The organism is Streptomyces sp. NPDC058221, assembly GCF_042882365.1.
In the GTDB taxonomy this organism is placed as follows: domain Bacteria; phylum Actinomycetota; class Actinomycetes; order Streptomycetales; family Streptomycetaceae; genus Streptomyces.
Window position 1 is genome coordinate 66,822 of sequence record NZ_JBHVWF010000013.1, and the last position, 20,670, is coordinate 87,491.

Genomic DNA, 20,670 nt, shown 5'->3' on the forward strand with positions numbered 1-20,670 from the left:
GCGCCGACCTGGGTTGTCCTGTCGAAAGATCATCAACTAAGGTAAGCCTTACCTAAGCAATGAGGAGCTCCAGATGTCCATACGCAGATCGTTCGGCCTGGTCGGCGCCGTGTCGCTGGCCCTGGTCCTGGCCGGATGCGGCGGGTCGTCGTCCGATGACGGGGCGGACGCCTCGGGGAAGGGCAAGACCCGGGTGTTCACCGCGGACAACGGAAAGATCACCATTCCCGCCGACCCGAAGCGTGTGGTGGCCACCGGTTACGCCGTGCCCGTCATGATCGAGGCCGACGCGCCGCTCGTGGGGATCTCGTCGTGGCAGCGCGGCGAGCCGATGATGACCAAGGACGACCTGGCCACGTACAAGAAGCTCCCCAAGGTGGCGGGCGAGCAGGCGGCCGAGACCAACTACGAGGCCGTCGCCGAGGCCGAGCCGGACCTGATCGTCATCGGTGTACCCGCCCCCGTTCTCGGCGACATCGACATCAAGCGGCTGGAGTCGATCGCCCCGGTCGTGGCGATCGGCCCGACCGTGCCGTCCGCATGGCGCGAGTTGTCCCGCAAGCAGGCCGACGCGGCGGGCGCGCTCACGAAGTTCGCCGCCGCGAAGAAGACCTACGAGGCCAAGGCCGCCGAGCTGGCCAAGAAGTACAAGGACGTGCTGCCCCAGCTCGAGCTGGGCCACGTCGGCGCGTACGGTGACGCCGCCAAGGGCACCTTCCAGCGCGAGTTCGACGGTTCGTGGGGACCCAACATCGCCAACGACATCGGCGCGAAGTACTACGGCAAGGTCAAGAAGTCCGGCTCCGGATCGGCCTCCGTCAGTGAGTACCCGTCCATCGAGGAACTCCCGGACGCCTTCGGCAAGGCCGATGCGCTGACGTACTCGGTCAATGCCGACGGCAGCGTCCCCAAGCCCGTCCAGTACGTCCTTGACTCCAAGCTCTGGAAGAACCTGCCCGCCGTCAAGGCCGGGAAGACCTTCCCGCTCCGTTACACCGAGGCCGCCACCTACGGTGAGGCGCTGAAGACCCTGGACGCGATCGACGAGTCGCTCGCTCCGCTGCTGAAGCGGTGACGGTCGCGGACCGCGCGTCCCGGGCGGCGAAGACAGGGCGGGCCGTGCCGCAGGCCGGTCTGCTCGTCGGCGGACTGGTGCTGCTGGCGGCGGTCGCCGTCCTGAGTATGGGAGTCGGGGCCCGCCACGTACCGCCCACCGAGGTGGTGCGAGCACTGTTCGACTACCGGGGCACCGACGACCATGTGATCGTCCGGGACGTGCGGGCCCCGCGCGCGCTGCTCGCCATCGCGGTGGGTGCCGCACTCGCCGTGGCCGGTGCGCTCATCCAGACGCTGGCCCGCAACCCGCTGGCCGAGCCCGGCATCCTCGGGGTCACCGCGGGCGCCGGGTTCGCCGTCACGGTCGGCTCGGCGCTCGGTCTGGCCACCGGCCAGGCCGGCGAACTGGGCTTCTCGATCCTGGGCTCCGTGCTTGCGGCGTTGCTGGTCGCCGCGGTCGGCCGGCGCTCGCCGCTGCGCCTGGTGCTCACCGGTGTGGCGCTGACCGCGGTGCTGAGCGGCGTTGCGCTGGGCATGCGGCTGATGCTCCCGGACGTCTTCGACACCTACCGTTTCTGGTCGGTCGGATCGCTGGCGGGACGCGAACAGTCGCCACTGGCAGTGCCGTTGACCGCGATCGGGGTGTGCCTGTTCGGCGCCCTGCTGCTGAGCCGGGCGCTCAACGCGCTCACGCTCGGCGAGAGCGTCGCCCACACGCTGGGCGCGGGCGTGGGCCGGGTGCGGGTCGCGGCCCTGGTGCTGATCACCGTGCTCAGCGGGGCGGCGACAGCGGTGGCCGGGCCGATCCTCTTCGTCGGGCTGATCGTGCCGCACCTGGTGCGCAGGCCGGCGGCGGGCTCCGTGCCGTGGCTGATCCTCTACACGATGGTGCTGGGCCCGGTCCTGCTGCTGGTCGCCGACATGGGGTCCCGGGTGCTGCTGCCCACCGGCGAGGTGCCGGTGGCCGTGGTGACCGCGTTCCTCGGCGGACCGATGCTGATCTGGGCCGTCCGCCGCTACGGGGCGGGGTCGCTGTGAACGTGCTCGGACTGCGGGCCGAACGCCGCACGGTGCTGCTCGTCGCGGTGATGGTGACCCTGATGCTGGCCCTGGGCCTGCTCGGACTCTGCTACGGAGCGTCATGGTCCTCCCCGGGCAAGGTCTTTGCCGTGCTGAGCGGGACCGATCACTCCGTCGTGATCCGGGACTGGCGACTGCCACGGGTGCTGGCCGGACTCGTCTTCGGCGCCGCACTCGGCGTGGCGGGGGCGCTCTTCCAGAACCTCACCCGCAACCCCATGGGCAGCCCCGATGTCATCGGTCTCGACGCGGGCGCCTACACCGGGGCACTGGTGGCCCTCACCGTACTGTCCGGCACGTCCGCGCAACTGGCCGCAGGCTCGGTGCTCGGCGGGCTCCTCGTCGCGGCCGCGATCTACCTGCTGTCCATGCAACACGGCTTCTCCGGAATGCGGCTGGTCGTGATCGGCATCGCGGTCAACGCGATGGTGACCGCGATCAACTCATGGATCGTGCTGCGCGCCGACCTGGAGGTGGCCATCGCCGCCGTCGGCTGGAGCGCCGGATCGCTCAACGGAGTCGGCTGGTCCGACCTGACGATCCCGTTCACGGTGATCGCCGTACTGCTCGTCCTGATGACCACGCGGGCGCACGCCATGCATCAGGCGTCGCTCGGCGACGCCGTCGCAGTGACCACCGGAGTCGGGCTCGACCGGCTGCGCCTGCTGATGGTGCTGGTCGGCGTCGGCTGCACGGCCACGGTGACCGCGGTGGCCGGGCCGATCGCGTTCATCGCGCTGGCAGCCCCGCAGATCGGCCGCAGGCTCGCCGGCGCCGCCGGAGTGCCGTTGCTCCCCGCCGCACTGACCGGGGCGGTGCTCCTCCAGGGCGCCGACCTGATCGCCCAGATGCTGCTGGCGCCCGTCGCGCTGCCCGTCGGCGTGGTGAGCACCGCGATCGGCGGCTGCTATCTGATCTGGCTGCTGACCAAGGAGGTGAGGCGCGCGTGACCGCACGCCTGACGGCGCGGGAGATAACCCTGCGCTACGGAGACCGCGTCGTGTCCACACGGCTGAGCCTCGATGTCCCCGACGGTGCGTTCACCGCCATCGTGGGCCCCAACGCCTGTGGTAAATCAACCCTGTTGAGCGCGCTCGTCCGGCTGTTGCGCCCGGCCTCCGGTCAGGTGGAACTCGACGGCCGCGCGGTCGGCGCATACGGGACCAAGGCGCTGGCGAGAGAGCTCGGCTTTCTGCCGCAGGACCCCCTCGCGCCCGACGACATCAAGGTCAGGCAACTGGTGGCACGGGGACGGTACCCGCACCAGTCGATGCTGGCGCTGTGGTCGGCCGACGACGAGCGGGCCGTCACCGAGGCGATGGCCGCCGCCGGTGTCGGGGACCTGTCCGACCGGCCGGTTCAGGAGCTGTCCGGCGGACAGCGCCAGCGGGTGTGGATGGCCATGGTGCTCGCTCAGCAGACGTCCTACCTGCTGCTCGACGAGCCGACGTCGTTCCTGGACATCACCCACCAGTACCAGCTGCTCGGGTTGCTGGCCAGGCTGCGCAACGAGGGGCGCACGGTCGTCGCCGTCCTGCACGACATCAACCAGGCCTGCCGGTTCGCCGACCATCTGGTCGCGATGAAGGACGGCCGGGTGGTCGCCGAGGGCGACCCCGGGGACATCGTGGACGCCGCGCTGATCAAGGACGTGTTCGACCTGCCGAGCGTCATCGTCCCCGACCCGGTGACCGGCACGCCCATGGTCGTACCCACACTTCAAGGAGAGTAAGTTGAGTACCGCAAGCGCGCCCTCGGACGGCCTTCTCGCCCTGACCAGCGCCCAGTTGGGCATCTGGAACGCGCAGCGCCTGGAGCCGGACTCGCCGTACTACGTGGTCGGCGACGTGGTGGAGATATCCGGCAGCGAACCGGTCGACGCGGATGCGCTGGCCGAGGCGGTCCGGGCGACCACCGAGGAGGCCGAGAGCTTGCGGCTGCGGGTCCACGAGACCCAGGACGGGCCACGCCAGAGGGTCGGTACGGAGCCGGTCGAGCTGCCCGAGGTGGTCGACGTCAGCGGCGCCGCCGAACCGGCCGCCGCGGCCCAGGCGCTGGTCGACGCAGAGCGGGCCAGGGTGGCCGAGGCATGCCGGGGGATGACCGACCGGCCGCTGTACGCACGTACCGTCATCAGGCTGTCCGACCGCGAGGTCTGGTACACCCAGCTCGGTCACCACCTCGTCTTCGACGGCTACACCGCCGCGATGCTCGCCCGCCGAACCGCCGCCCACTACACCGCCCTGGTGCGCGGGACGGAGGTGCCGCGGTCGACGTTCGGCGGGTTCGCGGACCTCGTCGCCGCCGACCGGGCGTACCGGGAGAGCGACCGGTTCGCCGAGGACCGCGCGTACTGGGTCGACCGGTTCACCCCGCTGCCCGAACTCGGGGACGGCGCCGAGCCCGGCACCGTGGACGGTCTGCCCGACCGCACCCTGACCGCGCGTGCCGTGATCACGCCCGACGAGACGGCGAGTCTGCGCGCGTTCGCCGGCCGGGAGGGCGTCGCCTGGGGCGAGGCGCTGATCGCCTGCTACGCCGCCTTCCTGCACCGGATGCTGGGGCGCACCGACGTGGTCTTCGCACTGCCGCTGATGTGCCGGGCCGGCTCGACCGAGCTGCGTACCCCCGCCATGGCGGTCAATGTGCTGCCGCTGCGGGTGGCGGTGCGCGGCGGGGACGGGCTCGGGGAGCTGAGCCGGCGAGTCGCCTCCGCCATGCGCGAGATGCGTGACCACCAGCGCTACCGGGGCGAGGATCTGCCCCGTGACCTCCAAGTGCCCGGCGCGGGCGCACTGTTGCACGGTCGCGGGATCAACCTCAAGGCGTTCGACCTGGCGATCGACTTCGCCGGGGCCGGCGGAGTGATGCGCAACGTCGCGGGCGGTCCGCCGGAGGACATGGGCCTGAGCGTGCTGCCGACCCGCGACGGCGGGCTGCTGCTCGGCTTCGAGGTCGACGCCCGGTCCAGGGACCAGGCAGCCGTCGACGGTCTGCTGTCCGGGCTCCGGGCCCTGCTGGCCGGGCTGACCGACGGCCTGCCCGTCGGCCGGATCGCCCTGACCGAGGACCTGGACGGCACGCTGGAGCCCTGGCGCCCCGCCGCACTGCCCGGCACACCGGTGGACGTACCGGCCGCGTTCGACGCGATGACCGCCGCCGGCCCCGGTCGTACGGCCCTGGTCTGCGGTGACCACCGGCTGTCCGCCGCCGGCCTGGCGGACCGGGTGCACCGGCTGGCCCGCGCCCTGCGGGCCCGTGGAATCGGGCCCGACGACGTCGTGGCGCTGGCGCTGCCGCGCTCGGCCGACTCCGTGGCCGCCCTGCTGGCCGTGCTGGACGCCGGCGCCGCGTTCCTCCCCCTGGATGCCGCGCACCCGCCCGAGCGGCTGCGCGAGCTGATCGACGACACCCGTCCCGCCCTGGTGCTGACCACCGGCGCGGTCGACGGACTGCCGTGGGAAACCCTGCTCGGCGAGGCCGCCGACCTGTCCGGCGCGCCCCTGACGGCCGGTGAACTGGCCGCGCCCCGGCACCCCGAGCACCTCGCCTACGTCATCCACACCTCCGGATCGACCGGACGCCCCAAGGGCGTACTCGGCCGGAGCGGCGGCCTGGCCGCGCTCCTGCACCACCAGCGGGCGACCGTCATCGCCGAGGCCGAGCAGGCCGCGGGCCGGCAACTGCGCGTCGCGCACACCTACTCGTTCGCCTTCGACTCCGCCTTCGACCACCTGGTGTGGCTGCTGTGCGGACACGAACTGCACGTCTACGACACCGAGACCGCACGTGACGCCGACGCCCTGCTCGCCGCGTACGCCCGCGACGGCATCGACATCGTGGACACCACGCCGTCGATGGCCGCACCGCTGATCGACGCCGGGCTGCTGGACCTGCGGCCGGCCCTGCTCGTCCTCGGCGGGGAGGCCACCCCGCCCGCGCTGTGGCAGTGGATCGCCGGGTCCGGGATCACCGCACGCAACATCTACGGGCCGACCGAGGCGACCGTGGACAGCACCACCGCGCGGATCGAGGGCGACGAGCCGACGATCGGCCACCCGCTCGCGGGCACCCGGATCTATGTGCTCGACAGCGCCCTCCAGCCCGTGCCGCACGGCACGGCGGGCGAGCTCTACCTGGCCGGCCCGCATCTGGCCCGCGGCTACCTCGGCCTGCCGGGGGCGACCGCAGAACGCTTCGTCGCCGACCCGTTCGGCGCACCCGGCGAGCGGATGTACCGCACCGGCGACCTGGCCCGCTGGGTGCCGGGCCGGGGCCTGGAGTACCGGGGCCGCGGCGACGGACAGGTCAAGATCCGCGGCCACCGGGTGGAGACCGGCGAGGTCGAGGCGGCCCTCGCCGCCGTGCCCGGGGTCACCGCCGCTGCCGCCGGGGTCCGTGCGTCCCGTCTTGTCGGATACATCGCGTCCGCCTCGGTCACCGGGGACCAGGCCCGTGCCCAGCTGGCCGAGCGGCTTCCCGAGCACATGGTGCCCGCTGCGGTCGTGGTGCTGGACAGGCTGCCGGTCACACCCAACGGCAAGCTCGACCGCGCCGCCCTGCCCGCGCCCACGCTGCCCGGCGGCATCGGCCGGGAGCCGGGCACCGACCGGGAGCGGCTGCTGTGCGCGGTCCTCGCCGAGGTGCTCGAAGTCGAACGGGTCGGTGTCGACGACGACTTCTTCGCCCTCGGCGGTGACAGCATCACCGCGATCACCGTCAGCAGCAGGCTGCGGGCGGCCGGCCTCGCGCTGCGTCCCAGGGACCTGCTGGCCCGCCGCAGCTTCGCCGCCCTGGCAGCCTCCGCCGAACTGCTCCAGGAAGCCCCCGAGGCGGTCGACGACCCGACCGGCCCCGTGCCCGCGCCCCCCATCGTGCGCGGCCTCCTCGACCCCCACCCGGACGTCGACGTGGTCGCCGGATACGCGCAGTGGACCGCCCTGCGTGTCGGCGAACTCGCCCACGACGACCTGGTCACGGGCGTACGGACGGTGCTCGACCACCATGACGCGCTGCGGCTGCGGGTGGCCGACGGCCTGGAGGTACTGCCCCGCGGCACCGTTGCGGCCGTCGTGTCCGAGGTGCACGGCGAGGACGTGACGGCCCTGGCCGAGCGGCTGGCGGGAGAACTCGACCCGCGCTCCGGCGACCTGCTGCGGGTGGCGCTGCTCCGCACCGGCGACGGCACACCGGACCGGCTGGTCGTCGTCGTGCACCACCTCGCGATGGACGGCGTCTCCTGGCGCATCCTGCTGCCCGACCTGCACACCGCCTGCACCGGCGGCACACCCGCCCCGGTCGGCGCGTCCTGGCGGCGGCACGCCGCGCTCCTCGCCGAGCAGGGAAAATCCGGCGCACGCCGCGGTGAACTCGACTACTGGCGGGCCGCATCGGCCTCCGCGTCCCGGCTCGGCGCCCGGCCGCTGGACCAGAGGCGCGACACCGTCTCGACCGCCCACCGGTCGGTCACCGTCGCCTCGGCCGAGGCCACCGAAGCGCTGCTGACCACGCTGCCCGCGGCGTACCGCGCCGGTGTCGACGAGGTACTGCTGGCCGCGCTCGTCCTCGCCCTGCGCGGCTGGGGCCTGACGGGCGACGCGGTGACCGTCTCGATGGAGGGCCACGGCCGCGAACACCTCGACCTGTCCCGCACCATCGGCTGGTTCACCAGCGAGTACCCGGTACGCGTTCCCGCGTCCGACGACGTGGGGCAGGCGCTGCGCGCCGCCAAGGAGGCCCGCCGCGGCGTCCCCGACAGCGGGATCGGCTACGGCGTGCTGCGCCACCTCGACCCGGAGGCCGGTGCCGAACTCGCCGCCACCCCGCCGCCGGACGTGCTGCTCAACTACCTCGGCCGGTTCGCCCCGTTGCCCGGAACGGGCTGGCGCCTGCCGGAGCGTGACGCGTTCTCCGTGACCGAGCCCGCCGCCAAGGCCCTGGAACAGGTGCTCGCCCTCAACTGCTTCGTCCACGAGGAGGGCACGCCCCGGCTCGCCGTCGAGTGGACCGCCGCCACCGAAGTGCTCGGCACCGAGGCGCTGACGGCCTTGCAAGAGGCCTGGGCTGCCGCCCTCGACGCGCTGGCCGCACACGCACTCCACACCCCGGGCGGGCTCACCCCTTCCGACCTGCCACTGGTCGACCTCGACCAGTCCGCCATCGATGCACTGGAGCGCACCGGACGCATCGCCGACGTCCTGCCCGCCACCCCGCTGCAGGTCGGTCTCTCCTTCCACACCCTGGTCCGCGACGACCAGGACACCGACGTCTACGTCGTCCAGGCCGTGACCACCCTGGCCGGCGAGCTGGAGCCGGACCGGATGGCCGAGGCCGCCCGCGAACTGCTGCGGCGCCACCCCGCCCTGCGGGTGTACCTGGGCACCGCAGGGGACGACGTGGTGCAGGTGATCCCCGCCGACGTCACCCTGGACTGGCGGCAGGACGACCGGTTCCCCGAAGCGGCCCGAGCCGATCTGGAGCGCCCGTTCGACCCGGCCGGGCCGCCGCTGATCCGCTTCCTGCTGTCCCGCGTCGGCCCGGCCGAGCACAAGCTGGTGATCACCAACCACCACGCCCTGCTCGACGGCTGGTCGATGCCGCTGGTCGGCCGCACCCTGCTCGCCATCTACGCGGAGCTGAGCGGCGGCCCGGCCGCACCGGCCGCCCCGCCGCTCCCGGAGTACTTCCGCTGGCTGGCCGGCCGGGACCGGGACACGTCGCTCGCCGCCTGGCGGGACGCACTGGCCGGCGTCGACGACGCCACCCGGCTGGCACCCGCGAGCATCGAGACCGGCGCAGAACGGCCCGGTCGCGAGACCATCGGGCTCGGCCCCGAATTCAGCGACCGGCTGCGCGCGTTCGCCCGCGAACAGGGCGTCACCCTGACCACGGTCCTGCAGACGGCGTGGGGCCTGCTGCTCGGCCGGCTCACCGGGCGCCGCGACGTCGTGTTCGGCTGCCCGGTGTCCGGGAGGCCCGCCGAGGTCGACGGCGTCGAGTCGATGATCGGCCAGCTCGGCACCACCATTCCGGTACGCGTCCGGCACACCCAGGACGAGACCGTGCTCGGCCTCATGGCCCGGGTGCACGCCGAGAGCGTCGTCCTGGCCGAGCACCACCATGTCGGACTGCCCGAGATCCAGCGGGCCGTGGGCGTCGGCGAGCTCTTCGACACGATGCTCGTCATGGAGAACTTCCCGCTCTCCAGCCGCAAGCGCACCCCGCTCACCCCCGGCCTCGACCTGGCCGGGGTGGACATCACCGACGCCACGCACTACGCCCTGACCGTCATCGTGATCCCGGACGACGAGATCACCATCGGCCTCGGCTACCAGCCGCGTGCCTTCACCGCCTCGACCGTGCGCGACTACGGCCGCTGGCTGCACAACCTCCTGCGGGAGATCGTCGACGACCCGGCCCGGCCCGCGCTCCGGCTGCCCGCCCTCGACGCCGACGAGCGGGCGCTGATGCTGCGCACCGGAACCGACGTCGTACCCGCCAGGGACCGCGGCCACTGGCTGGACGAGTTCGCCGCCTGGGTACGCCGCAAGCCCGGCGCCGAGGCACTGGTCTGCCGCGACCGCAGCCTCAGCTACGACGAACTGGACCGGCAGGCCAACCAACTGGCCCATGCGCTCATCGAACGCGGGGTGCGGCCCCAGGACCCGGTCGCGGTCCTGCTCGGACGCGACGTCGAGATGACCGTGGCACTGTTCGGAGTGGCCAAGGCCGGCGCGGTGTACGTACCGATGGACACGAGCTACCCGCGCGAGCGGCTGGCCTACATGTTCGACGACATCGCCCCGGCCGCCGCCGTGACGACCGGCGCCGAACTGCCCGTCGACCGCGACATCCCGGTCCTGCGGCTGGACGACCCCGACACACTCGCGTCTGTCCCGGACACCGACCCGGCCGGGGCACGCACCAGGCTCACCGAGGATGCGCTCGCCTACGTCATCTACACCTCCGGAACCACCGGGCGCCCCAAGGGCGTCGGTGTGACCCACCGCGGCGTGCCCGACCTGATCGCGCTGCAGGAGGAGGTCGTCGGCGTCACCGAGCACGACCGGTACCTGCACTTCGCGTCGACCGGCTTCGACGTCGCGTTCTGGCAGACCATGGTCCCGCTGCTCTCCGGCGGCACCTCTGTGATCGCGCCCGAGGAGGTGCGCGTCCCCGGCGACGAACTGCTCGACTACATCACCGAGCACCGGGTCACCGGAGTGAACCTGCTCCCGTCGTTCCTGGCCGCGATGCCCGACGACCGCACGGTGGACCCCGACGTCTTCTTCGTCGTCGGAGCCGAACGCCTCGACCCCGAGCTGGCGCGACGCTGGGGCCAGTGCCGCCGGGCGCTCTTCAACGCCTACGGGCCGACCGAGGTCACGATCAACTCCGCGACCTGGCACTACGACCCGGACGATGCGGGACCGCTGCCCATCGGCCGCCCCGACCCCAACGTCCGCGCCTACGTCCTCGACGGCGGGCTCCAGCCCGTCGGCACCGGAGTCACCGGCGAGCTGTACCTCGGCGGACCGAGCCTGGCGCGCGGATACCTGGGCCGCCCCGGACTCACCGCCGGCACGTTCGTCGCCGACCCGTTCGGCCCGCCCGGCGAGCGGATGTACCGCACCGGCGACCTGGTGCGCTGGCGGCCGGACGGCCAGCTGGTCTTCCTCGGCCGAGCCGACCACCAGGTCAAGATCCGCGGCTTCCGCGTCGAGCTGGGCGAGATCGAGTCCACTCTGACCGGCCACCCCGACGTGCGCGCCTGCGCCGTCATCGTGCGTGGGGGCAGGCTCGTCGGCTACGTCATCCCGACCGACGACGCCCACCTCGACACCGCACAGGTGCGTGAGTACCTGGCCGGTGAACTGCCCGACCACATGGTGCCGACGGCGCTGGTGCCGATCGACCGGCTGCCGCTGAGCCCCAGCGGCAAGCTCGACTCCGCCGCGCTGCCGGCCCCCGAGACCGTCGCCGCCGCACGGCGCGAACCCGCCACCGGACAGGAGGCGGTACTGCTCGGCGTGTTCCGGGACATCCTCGGCAGCGACGACATCGGACCCGACGACAACTTCTTCGCCATCGGCGGGGACAGCATCGTGTCCCTGCAAGTGGTGTCACGGGCCCGGCGCCAGGGGCTCGGCCTGAGTGCGAAGGACGTCTTCGAGGGCGAGACCGTCGCGGGGATCGCGGCGCGCGCCGCCGCCCTCGACACCGCCGAGGCCCCCGCCACCGGGGACGCGCCGCTGACCCCGGTCATGCGGGACCTGCTGAGCCGCGCCGGGGAGGCCGCCGACGGATTCTGCCAGTGGGTGGAGGTCTGCGTCCCGCCGGGCGGCGACGAAACCGCCTGGCGGTCCGTGCTCGACGCACTCCTGGCCCGGCACGACGTACTGCGCGCCCGGCTGACCGGCGACACGCTGCACATCCCGCCGGCCGGCGCGGTGACCGGAGCCGACGTACTGACCCGCGTACGCGCGGACGGCGACCTGCGCGCCCCCTCGGACGCGGGGATTGCCGCGGCCCGCGAGTCCATGGACCCGCGCACCGGTCCGCTGCTGCGCGCGGTGTGGGTGGACGCCGGACCTGACCGGCCCGGCCGGCTCGTCCTGATCGCCCACCACCTGGTCGTCGACGGCGTCTCCTGGCGCGTCCTCCTGGACGACCTGGAGCACGCGCACTCCGGCGGAACGCTGACCCGGCACGGCCAGTCGTTCCTCGGCTGGGCGCGTTCGCTGCGCGACGCCGACCGGCGGGACGAACTGCCGCACTGGCAGCGGATGAACAGCACACCGGCCCTCACCCGCCCCCTCGACCCCGCCCGGGACACCGTGGCCACCGCCACGCACCACGAGATCCGGCTCGACACCGAATCGACCCGCGTCCTGATCACGACCCTGCCGGCCATCCACCGCACCACGCCGGACGCCGTACTGCTGACGGCGCTCGCGCAGGCGGTACGGGCCTGGCACGGGACGCCCGAGGTGCTGGTCGCGCTGGAGAGCCACGGCCGCCCGCGCGAGGTCGACCTCTCCCAGACCGTCGGCTGGTTCACGGCCATCCACCCCGTACGGCTCGACGCGGACGACGACGTGAAGGCGGTCAGGGAGCGGCTGCGCGCCCAGGGCGACGGCCTCGGGCACGGCATTCTCACCGCGGCCGGCCTGCTGGACCCGGTGCACCCGGAGATCGCCTGGAACTACCTCGGCCGCTACCCGGGCGCCCCCGAAACGGAGACGCCGTGGCAGGCGCCCCCGGACGCCGACCCGCTCGGGTCGAACGGCTCCGACGCCATGCCGCTGCCGTACAGCCTGATGGTCAACGCCCTGGTACGCGATGACGTGCTCGGGGTCCGGATCACCTGGCCGGCCGCGCTGTTCACCGCCTCGGAGGCCGAGGAGCTGGGGGAGAGCCTGCGGACCGCGCTTCTGCGCATCGCCGCCACCGCCGGGACCAGCGCGCTCGACGGCGACCGCCCGGTCGCCGGCATCCAGCCGCTGACCCCGCTGCAGGAGGTGATGCTGCGGCACTCGCGCACCGAGCGCCCCGACCCGTACACCGTGCAGTCGGCGTTCACCCTCGCGGGCCCGCTCGACATCGACGCCCTGCGCGCCGCGGGCGCCGGTCTGCTGGCCCGGCACCCGAACCTGGGCGCCGTGTTCCCCGCCGACCTGGCGGTGATCCCCGTATCGCCCGCGCCGGACTTCCGGGTGAGCGACGGGCCCGCCGACGAGGTACTGGCGGCCGACCTGGCCGAGCCCTTCGACCTCGCCCGCGGCCCGCTCCTGCGCCTGACCGTGATCCACCGAGGCCCTGAGCGCGCCGACCTCGTCATGACCAGCCATCACGTGCTCTCCGACGGCTGGTCGGCCCCGCGCATCCTCGCCGAACTGTTCGCCCTCTACACGGCGAACGTGCGTGGCGGCGCTCCGGATCTGCCCGCTCCCGTACCGTTCGCCGGCTACCTGAACTGGTGCGCCGAGCACGAGGCCGACCTCGGTGCGTGGGCGGCCGAGCTGGAGGGCCTGCCCGAGGGCGACTACCTGGGCGGCGGCGAACCCGGGCCCGCCCGGCAGGAACCCGAGGTCATCGATTTCGACGCCGCACTGGTGGCCGGCCTCACCGCCCTCGCCGCCCGGCGCGGACTGACCCTGAACACACTCGTGCAGGGCGCCTGGTCGGTGCTGCTCGCACGGCGCTCCGGTCACCGGGACGTCTGCTTCGGCGCCATGGTGTCCTCCCGCCCCCCGGAGCTGGCGGGCGTCGAGGAAATCATCGGTCTGCTGGCCAACACCGTGCCCGTACGCGCACGGCTCACCGGCACACTTGCCGAGACACTCGTCCGACTCCAGTCAGGCCAGCGGGCCTTGATCGAGCATCACCACGTCGCCCTGTCCGACCTGGAACGGCTGACGGGGCGGCGCAGGCTCTTCGACAGCCTGGTGGTGTTCGAGAACTACCCGGTCGACCCGGACCGCCTCCGCGAACCCGCCCCGGGGCTCACGGTCGTCACAACCCGCTTCCGTGAGGCGACCCACCACCCGGTGACCCTGACCGTCATGCCGGACGGCGACGGCTGGACCGGTGTGTTCGCCCACCGGGCCGGCACGGACGCCGACGGACTCGCCGACGAACTGCTCGATCTCCTGCGCACCCTGGACAAGCACCTGGACAACGACGTGAGCGACCTCCTGGCGGGCCGATGAGCGAGCACGCCGCACCACCGGAGGAGCGGGTCGACCGACAACTGCTGCGGACCGCGTTCATCCTGGTGCTGGGCACCTTCATGGCCACGCTGGACGCCACGATCGTCAGCGTCGGCATCGACCGCCTGACCGACGAGTTCGACGTGTCCGTCGCCGAAATCCAGTGGGTCACCACCGCCTACCTGCTGGCCGTCGTCGCCGCCGTACCCGCGTCCGGCTGGCTGGCGGACCGGTTCGGCGGCCGCCGGACGTGGCTTGCCGCCGTGGGCGTCTTCCTGCTCGGCTCGGTGCTGTGCGCGTCGGCCTGGTCGGTGACCAGCCTGATCGTGTTCCGGGTGATCCAGGGCCTCGGCGGCGGGCTGCTGCCCGCGACGGGTCAGGCCCTGCTGGCCCGCGTCGCGGGACCCGGCCGCACCGGCCGGGTGATCAGCGTCGTCGCGGTCGTCCCGCTGCTGTCACCGGTCTTCGGCCCGCTGGCCGGGGGCTCCATCCTCTCCGTGGCGCCCTGGCCGTGGCTGTTCCTGGTCAACCTGCCGATCGGCGTGGTGGCCGTGCTGCTCGCCCGCCGCTACGTGCCCGTGGTGCCTCCGTCGAACCGGCGGACGCCGTTCGACCTGCGGGGAGCCCTGCTGCTCTCACCCGGCCTGGCCGTGCTCGTGTTCGGCCTGACCGAGGTCGCCCACGGCCGCACCGTCCCGGCCACGGCAGGCGTCGCCGTGGGACTGGCGATGCTGACCGGCTTCACCGTGCACGGCCTGCGGACCCGCGGCACACCGCTGGTCGACCCCAGGCTGTTCACCCGGCCCCCCTTCGGCGCCGCCGCACTCTCCCTTCTCGTCCTGGGCGCCTCGGTCTTCGGCACGATGTTCCTGCTGCCGCTCTACTTCCAGACCGGCCGCGGCATGTCCGCCTGGGAGGCGGGCCTGCTGCTCGCCCCCCAGGGGCTGGGCGCGGCGGCCGGATCGGTACTGGTCAACCGCACCATCAACAAGGTCCCCCCGCGCACCCTGGTGATCACCGGCATCACCCTGATCCTCGCGGGCACGGCCCCGTTCACCCAACTCGGCCACGGAATCCCGGACGCCGTGATCGTCTCGGCGCTGGCGGTCCGCGGCTTCGGCATGGCGATGGTCGGCGCGCCCGTGATGAACATCGTCTACAGCCGCATCGACCCCGAGCACCTGCCGCGTGCGTCGGGCGCGCTCAACCTGCTCAACACGGTGGGCGGTTCGGTCGGCACCGCGGCCCTCGCCGTGGTTCTGCAGAACCGTCTGTCCGCCCACGGCCCGGACGTCTCCACGGCCTTCGGCGACACGTTCTGGTGGGTCCTCGGCTTCTGCCTGTTCGCTGCCGCAGGGGCCACGAGACTGCCGCGGACGCGGGCCAAGGGGGCTTGATACGCCGGCAGCCGCCGGACGGCAGCAGCGCCTGTATCCCGGCCGCTTTCTCCATCGCACCGCGTTGTTTCAACCCGCCTCGCTCTCGCGGCTGCCCCCGCGTCTCACCTGCGTTCCCGTGTGCGGATCCGGCCAACCGGTCACTTTGCGTCATCATGTGGTGACCGGGCGGCGCGGCGGGGCGAGTTGCGGATACAACAGGGGGTCGGAACAGGACCGAGGATGATCCGGGGGCGGGCGGAATGCTGACGATCAACGTAGGAGTGCTGCTCGCCGTCATCGTTTTCCTGCGGTTGCGTCGCCGCACCGAGGCCCGCAGCCGAAGCGATGAGAAGTTCACCGTGATCATCGTGCTCGCGCTGGGCATCGTCATCGCACCGACCCCGGTCGGCGAAGGAATCCTCGACTTCCTGAGCCGGCTCGCCTCCGGCATCACCGACTCCAGCCGCTGACACCCCCGGAGCCGCCCGATGGCCACCCGTCGCCCGCAACGCCGACGTCCCGCACCCCGACGTCCCGCACCCCGGCGCAACGTACGCCGCACCACGTCGCGCCGGCGTACCTCGCGCCGGCAGCGGCAGCGCGACACCCAAACGGTCCGGCTCGGCATGGGTGTTCTGGCGGCCGCGGTGGCGTGGGCAATGATCTCGTGGCTCGTGAACAACTGGTGGGCCCTGGTCGTTCTGGGGGCCGTCGCGGCGGTGGGCGGGGCGTGGTGGGTCCACCGCCGCCAACAGCGGCAGGTCTGGGAACGGGTGCAACAGCAGGCCCTGCGCTACGGGCTGCCTCAGCTGGACGCCTTGCACCACCGGGAGTTCGAGTACTCGGTGCGCGATCTCATGCGCCGCGACGGATGTACCGACGCCCGCCAGATCGGCGGGGCCGGCGACAACGGCGCGGACGTCCTGGCCACCGATCCTCTCGGCCGGTCCTGGGTGATCCAGTGCAAGCACCGCAAGGACGGTGACCGGGGCTCGGCGGTCGGCACCCCTGACCTCCAGCGGGTCAACGGCACCGCCCGCCAGCTCTACGGGGCGGACATCGTCCTGGTCGTCACCAACGGCCGCTTCTCCACCCGCTGCGCACCGCTCGCCGCGCAACTGCACATGCACCTGGTTGACCGGCGGACCCTCGCGGCCTGGGCGGGCGGCGGACGTCCCCTGTGGGAGTTGCTGCCCAAGATCCCCCCGCCCCGTAAAGGCCAGTAGCCGGATGCGGCATGGCCGATGTGCAGACGCTCGCCATAACCCCGTCGGAGTGGAGCCATCGGTACACCGGCTGCTGCCGGCCGCTGCCGATGATGACTGCAACACCGGTTCCTGTTCGGTCCTCCGCGGGTCAGCCGCGGATCTCGCTGGTTTCGCGGGTGAACCGACGGTGGCCGATCAGCCTGTAGGCCACTCGGGCCGGGACCGGCAGGACCTTCATGAACCTTCGCCGTTCCGCGTCTTCGGTTTCCTCGGTGATGTGCCCGAGGATGACCAGCCGCCGTGTGAGGGGGATCGCGCTCATGCCGTGCTTGCCGAGTGCGTCCCATTCGCTCTGCGTCAGTGTGACGGAGACGATCGGCAGTATTTCCTGCTCCTCCTCGGCCAGGTGCTCGATCAGTGTCGGCATCATGGCGTCGATGTGGGCGGCCATCCGCTCGCCGGTGGCAGCGTCCGCGCCCGCCGTCCAGGCCGGCAACTCAGAGGCGATGGCCGAGACGGCGTCGTCGACCTGCGTGTGCTGAGCATCCATCCGGTCCATCAGTTCCGGATCGAGGGCTGCCCGCTCACGCAGCAGCGGAAAGAGCAGCTCGTCCTCGCCGGTGTGGTGTGTGTGGAGGAAAGTCAGCATCTCCCGGGCATGCGCACCGATGACCTTGGACCGGGCACGGTCACCGGCCGCGGCGCGGAACAACCGCGGAAGCTGACCGAACTCGCGCCGCAGGACACGGTGTATCAGCACCATCTCATGGGTGTCGACGCCGGTCCCGGGAGCATTCACCGCGACTCCTCGACGGCCGCGGCGTTCCGGACGGCTTCACGCGCCGTGATCGCCGGTCGGCCGATGAGCCTGGCCAGGTCGTCCCTGTCGGTGAAAAGCTCTCCGCGGGCCAGCCCGGCATCGGCATCAGCCACCGCGGCGGCCATCTCCGGAGGCAGCCCGGCATCCGTCAAAGTCGCGGTGTAGTCGGCCACCGGCATGTCCCGGTAGGCGATGTGTGTGCCCAGGACATCGCTGAACGTGGCGGCGAGTTCGGTCAGGGTGAACGGTGTTCCGCCGAGTTCGTAGGTCCTGCCGAGGTGTCCGTCCTGCGTCAGCACCGCGGCTGCGGCTGCCGCCAGGTCATGTCGGCCGGCAGCACTGACACGCCCGTCGTGCGCACTGCCCAGCAGCGCCTGGTACCGGGTGATCATCGGGAGCTGGTCGGTGTAGTTCTCCAGATACCATCCGTTACGCAGAATGACGAACGGCGACCCGCTGTCACGCAGGTACTCCTCGGTGCGGCGATGCCCGTCAGCGAGCGTCATCTGGGCGGTCGAGGCATTCAGGATGCTGGTGTACACGATGCGGGAGACCCCCGCCCGGCGTGCCGCGTCAATGGCGTTGCGGGCGTTGTCGAACCGCTCACCCACCGTCGTCGTGGAAACCAGCACCATCGCGGCGGCGCCCGCGAAAGCGTCATCGAGGGTGCTGGGGTCGGCGAAGTCCGCACGCCGCACGGTGACCCCGTTCTGTGCGAGGTCGGCGAGCTTGCCGGTGTCCCGGCCGGTGGCCACGATCTGCTCCGGTGGCATTCCTGCGGCGAGCAGCTGATCGGCGATGAGCCGGCCGAGGTGACCTGTGGCTCCGGTGATGACAGTGGACATGGTATTTCCCTTCGACAAGTGTTCGGTGTGAGTTCATTGCGGCGTGGGTGAATCGCCGGTGCCGCGTGATGAGCGGCCGACCCGCTCCGTCAGACGGCACCGGGCCCGGCCCGCCGGCGGCCGACCCGGCCGGCTCCGACGCACAGAGTCCTGGCGTCGCGGGCAAGCGCGATGAGCCGGTGTGTCACTTCCAGCCGCCGTCGGCTTCGATGGTGGTGCCGGTGATGAAGGACGCGTCCTGGGAGAGCAGAAACGCGACCACGGTGGCGATTTCGTCAGGTTGGGCCAACCGGCCGAGTGCGCTCATGGAGCGCATGAGCGCGGGGAACGGCACGTCGGCGAGGGCGGGGTGGACGTAGTTGGGGGCATAGCCGGCCATGCGGGTGGCGGTGGCTCCTGGGGCGATCGCGCTGATGCTGATGTTCCGCTCGGCCAGCTCGGGAGCGAGACTGCGCACCATGGCCGGAATGGTGGCCTTGCTTGCCGCGTACAGCGCGTGCTGACAGACTGACAGGCGCACACTGACCGAGGAGCTGAGCACGATCCGGCCGCCGTCGGTCATCGCGGCTGCCGCCGCCTGGGTGGCGAACAGCTGCCCGGCCACGTTGGTCTGGAAGACGTGGTCGAAGTCGGCCTGAGTGATGGTTTCCAGCGCTCCGAAGTGCTCGACCCCGGCGTTGCCGACCAGCAGGTCCAGGCCGCCGAACTCGGACACCACTGCGCCGACCAGCTCGTGGGTCTGCGCCCTGTCACCGATATCGGCCGGGAAGGCCGAGGCGGCACACCCGCTGTCACGGAGTTCGCCGACGAGCGCCTCGGCCGCCTCCCTGTCGGATCGATAGTTGACCGCGACCGTGGCTCCTTGGGCGGCGAGCCGCCGCACGATCGCGGCACCGATTCCGCTGCTTCCCCCGGTGACCAGGGCCCGCTTGCCTGCCAGGCGTGACGTGGATGTCATCGCGCTACCTGCGTTCTCTCTGTCTTCTCCGGATGTGAGCAGTCCTTGGGTCGCACGGCACGTCCTCTCATCGCCGCCCTCCGTATTAGTCAGGAACATTGACTACTGTAGGCATGTGGCAACGCCAACGGCAACAGCGGTCGGCGGGAGATCGCGGAGGGGCTGCCGGTGCGTGCGGAACGCGGCGAGCGCGGTGCCGCGCCCGCGCCGACGCGGCCGGGGCCGGCGGGGCCCGGCCGCGTCGGCGTTCCCGTAGGGTGTGAACCTCGTGGGATCAGGTGGGCGACGGAGTCGAGAGCGGCATGGATGACGAGCAGCGGGTTGATCTAGGGGTGTCGCTGTTCATCCCCTACCGGTACACGGAGGACCGGATGTTCCGGGCCCTGCAGGATGCCGGGTTCGACGACTGGACCCTCGCCCAGTGCCGGGTGTTCCAGCGCGTCGCGCCGGACGGGTCGCGCCTCACGGACCTTGCTGACCAGGCACAAATGAGCAAACAGAGCGCCGGCGTGCTGGTCGACCAGCTGGAACGCCTCGGCTATGTGCGCCGGGTCCCCGATCCTACGGACGGCCGCGCCCGGTTGATCGTGATCGAGGAGCGCGGCAGGCGGGCGGTCGAGGTGGCCTCGGCGACACTCGACGAGATCCTCTCGGAGTGGAAGGCCTACCTGGGCACCCGCAACTTCACGTTGTTGCACCAGATCCTGGATCAGCTCCGCGAGATCACTGACCCTTACGCGCGGTAGGCCTCGCCGCGCCGAGCCATCTGTTCCCGATTCCCGTTCACCCTGAGCCGTCTGGGCAGTCGGCGGGCTTCATCCTCGCCCTTATGGTCAGGCACATTGACCATATTCGTCAGTAACCCTGAGATTATGAGCGGCAGCCGGTCGGGCACGGCGGGTCCCGGCTCGGTGCGTGGGCGGATACCGCAGGCACCGTCGGCGCGCCGACGGCGTCAAAAGTCCGCGCTCGACGAGCCCGGCATCATCGCGGTGGGCGGTGGTCCACTGGCCGGGCGTGCGCCCTACCCGCGATCCGCCGCGCCGTAGCGCAGCCCGTCGTACAGGATCGTGGCGATGCGTACCGCGTCGTCCCGCCAGCCGACGGCACGCAGCCCGCAGATGCCGCCGAGGGCGCGCAGGACGATCCTTCCGTCGACGCCCCCGCGGACCAGGCCGGCGGCAACGCCCGCGTCGAGCAGCTCGTCCAGGGCGTGGGCCATCTCGGCGCGCGTGTCGTCAAAGACCGGGGAGTCGGTCGCCATGATGCTCTCCAGCACCTCACCCATCCCTCTGCCCACTGCCGCGTGTTCCACGAGGAGCAGCAGGAAGGCGCGCAGGGCTTCGTCCGGAGCGTGTTGGGCGAGGAGCCGGGCCGGAGCCGCGCAGAGCTCGGTCACCTCCTGGCGGTACACCTCCGCGACGAGCGCTTCGCGCGTTTCGAAGTGGCGGTACAGGGTGCCGACGGCCACGCCGGCCCTGCGCGCGATCTCCTCCACGTGGGCATCGTCGTCGGCGAGGAAGGCCTCACGCGCCGCAGTCAGGAGTGCTTCGCGGTTGCGGCGGGCATCGGCGCGCAGCGGACGTGATGACGGCAACGGTCCTCCATAAGGT

The 20,670-nt window shown here is 72.0% G+C and carries 13 protein-coding genes; 9 read left to right on the plus strand and 4 right to left on the minus strand.

Translation table 11 applies throughout. From position 1 onward, the window contains the following. Window positions 1-73 precede the first annotated feature (73 nt). The 8 genes from ACFVW8_RS07025 to ACFVW8_RS07060 all read left to right on the plus strand — a co-directional run bounded on the left by ACFVW8_RS07025 (window position 74) and on the right by ACFVW8_RS07060 (window position 16,452). Window positions 74-1,075, plus strand: a complete 1,002-nt coding sequence (locus tag ACFVW8_RS07025; RefSeq protein WP_389686881.1) for an ABC transporter substrate-binding protein — start codon at window positions 74-76, stop codon at window positions 1,073-1,075. Beyond that, the gene (locus tag ACFVW8_RS07030) at window positions 1,072-2,094 is read left to right on the plus strand and encodes a FecCD family ABC transporter permease (protein ID WP_389686883.1); all 1,023 of its coding nucleotides are present in this window, start codon (window positions 1,072-1,074) and stop codon (window positions 2,092-2,094) included. Before ACFVW8_RS07025 ends, ACFVW8_RS07030 begins: the two co-directional genes overlap by 4 nt. Continuing rightward, window positions 2,091-3,086 carry a FecCD family ABC transporter permease gene (locus tag ACFVW8_RS07035; protein WP_389686885.1) on the plus strand — a complete coding sequence of 332 codons (996 nt, stop codon included), beginning with the start codon at window positions 2,091-2,093 and terminating at the stop codon, window positions 3,084-3,086. The genes ACFVW8_RS07030 and ACFVW8_RS07035 overlap by 4 nt, the downstream gene beginning before the upstream one ends. Next, entirely contained in the window at window positions 3,083-3,868 is a 786-nt protein-coding gene (locus ACFVW8_RS07040) for an ABC transporter ATP-binding protein (RefSeq protein ID WP_389686887.1), read from the plus strand. The genes ACFVW8_RS07035 and ACFVW8_RS07040 overlap by 4 nt, the downstream gene beginning before the upstream one ends. A 1-nt stretch (window position 3,869) precedes the next feature. Beyond that, a complete protein-coding gene (locus ACFVW8_RS07045; protein ID WP_389686889.1) occupies window positions 3,870-13,847 on the plus strand; it encodes an amino acid adenylation domain-containing protein in 9,978 nt (3,325 codons plus the stop codon). After that, complete coding sequence (locus tag ACFVW8_RS07050) at window positions 13,844-15,244, plus strand: MDR family MFS transporter (protein WP_389686891.1); 1,401 nt, start codon at window positions 13,844-13,846, stop codon at window positions 15,242-15,244. The genes ACFVW8_RS07045 and ACFVW8_RS07050 overlap by 4 nt, the downstream gene beginning before the upstream one ends. Before the next feature lie 242 nt (window positions 15,245-15,486). Continuing rightward, a complete protein-coding gene (locus tag ACFVW8_RS07055; protein ID WP_389686893.1) occupies window positions 15,487-15,696 on the plus strand; it encodes a hypothetical protein in 210 nt (69 codons plus the stop codon). A gap of 18 nt (window positions 15,697-15,714) precedes the next feature. Then, window positions 15,715-16,452: a restriction endonuclease gene (locus ACFVW8_RS07060; RefSeq protein ID WP_389686895.1), complete on the plus strand. Its 738-nt coding sequence runs from the start codon at window positions 15,715-15,717 to the stop codon at window positions 16,450-16,452. A gap of 130 nt (window positions 16,453-16,582) precedes the next feature. On the opposite strand, the gene ACFVW8_RS07065 is transcribed toward ACFVW8_RS07060, so the two are convergent. From ACFVW8_RS07065 to ACFVW8_RS07075, 3 genes are all read right to left on the minus strand, one after another. Then, the gene (locus ACFVW8_RS07065) at window positions 16,583-17,233 is read right to left on the minus strand and encodes a hemerythrin domain-containing protein (protein ID WP_389686897.1); all 651 of its coding nucleotides are present in this window, start codon (window positions 17,231-17,233) and stop codon (window positions 16,583-16,585) included. Next, the gene (locus ACFVW8_RS07070) at window positions 17,230-18,099 is read right to left on the minus strand and encodes an SDR family oxidoreductase (RefSeq protein WP_389686899.1); all 870 of its coding nucleotides are present in this window, start codon (window positions 18,097-18,099) and stop codon (window positions 17,230-17,232) included. The genes ACFVW8_RS07065 and ACFVW8_RS07070 overlap by 4 nt, the downstream gene beginning before the upstream one ends. A gap of 184 nt (window positions 18,100-18,283) precedes the next feature. Beyond that, on the minus strand, window positions 18,284-19,057 hold the full coding sequence (locus tag ACFVW8_RS07075) for an SDR family NAD(P)-dependent oxidoreductase (protein WP_389686901.1): 774 nt from the start codon (window positions 19,055-19,057) through the stop codon (window positions 18,284-18,286). A 302-nt stretch (window positions 19,058-19,359) separates the two neighbouring features. Between ACFVW8_RS07075 and ACFVW8_RS07080 the strand changes: the two genes are divergently transcribed. Next, window positions 19,360-19,803 carry a MarR family winged helix-turn-helix transcriptional regulator gene (locus ACFVW8_RS07080; RefSeq protein WP_389686903.1) on the plus strand — a complete coding sequence of 148 codons (444 nt, stop codon included), beginning with the start codon at window positions 19,360-19,362 and terminating at the stop codon, window positions 19,801-19,803. Between the two features lie 278 nt (window positions 19,804-20,081). Here the strand turns inward: ACFVW8_RS07080 and ACFVW8_RS07085 are convergent, their stop codons facing one another. After that, the gene (locus ACFVW8_RS07085) at window positions 20,082-20,654 is read right to left on the minus strand and encodes a TetR/AcrR family transcriptional regulator (RefSeq protein WP_389686905.1); all 573 of its coding nucleotides are present in this window, start codon (window positions 20,652-20,654) and stop codon (window positions 20,082-20,084) included. Between the last annotated feature and the right edge of the window lie 16 nt (window positions 20,655-20,670).

Bases quoted from the DNA above. Each gene is read 5' to 3' on its own strand.
- ACFVW8_RS07070 (WP_389686899.1), bottom strand. From the start codon at position 18,099: ATGTCCACTGTCATCACCGGAGCCACAGGTCACCTCGGCCGGCTCATC.
- ACFVW8_RS07055 (WP_389686893.1), top strand. From the start codon at position 15,487: ATGCTGACGATCAACGTAGGAGTGCTGCTCGCCGTCATCGTTTTCCTG.
- ACFVW8_RS07060 (WP_389686895.1), top strand. From the start codon at position 15,715: ATGGCCACCCGTCGCCCGCAACGCCGACGTCCCGCACCCCGACGTCCC.
- ACFVW8_RS07080 (WP_389686903.1), top strand. From the start codon at position 19,360: ATGGATGACGAGCAGCGGGTTGATCTAGGGGTGTCGCTGTTCATCCCC.
- ACFVW8_RS07075 (WP_389686901.1), bottom strand. From the start codon at position 19,057: ATGACATCCACGTCACGCCTGGCAGGCAAGCGGGCCCTGGTCACCGGG.
- ACFVW8_RS07050 (WP_389686891.1), top strand. From the start codon at position 13,844: ATGAGCGAGCACGCCGCACCACCGGAGGAGCGGGTCGACCGACAACTG.
- ACFVW8_RS07025 (WP_389686881.1), top strand. From the start codon at position 74: ATGTCCATACGCAGATCGTTCGGCCTGGTCGGCGCCGTGTCGCTGGCC.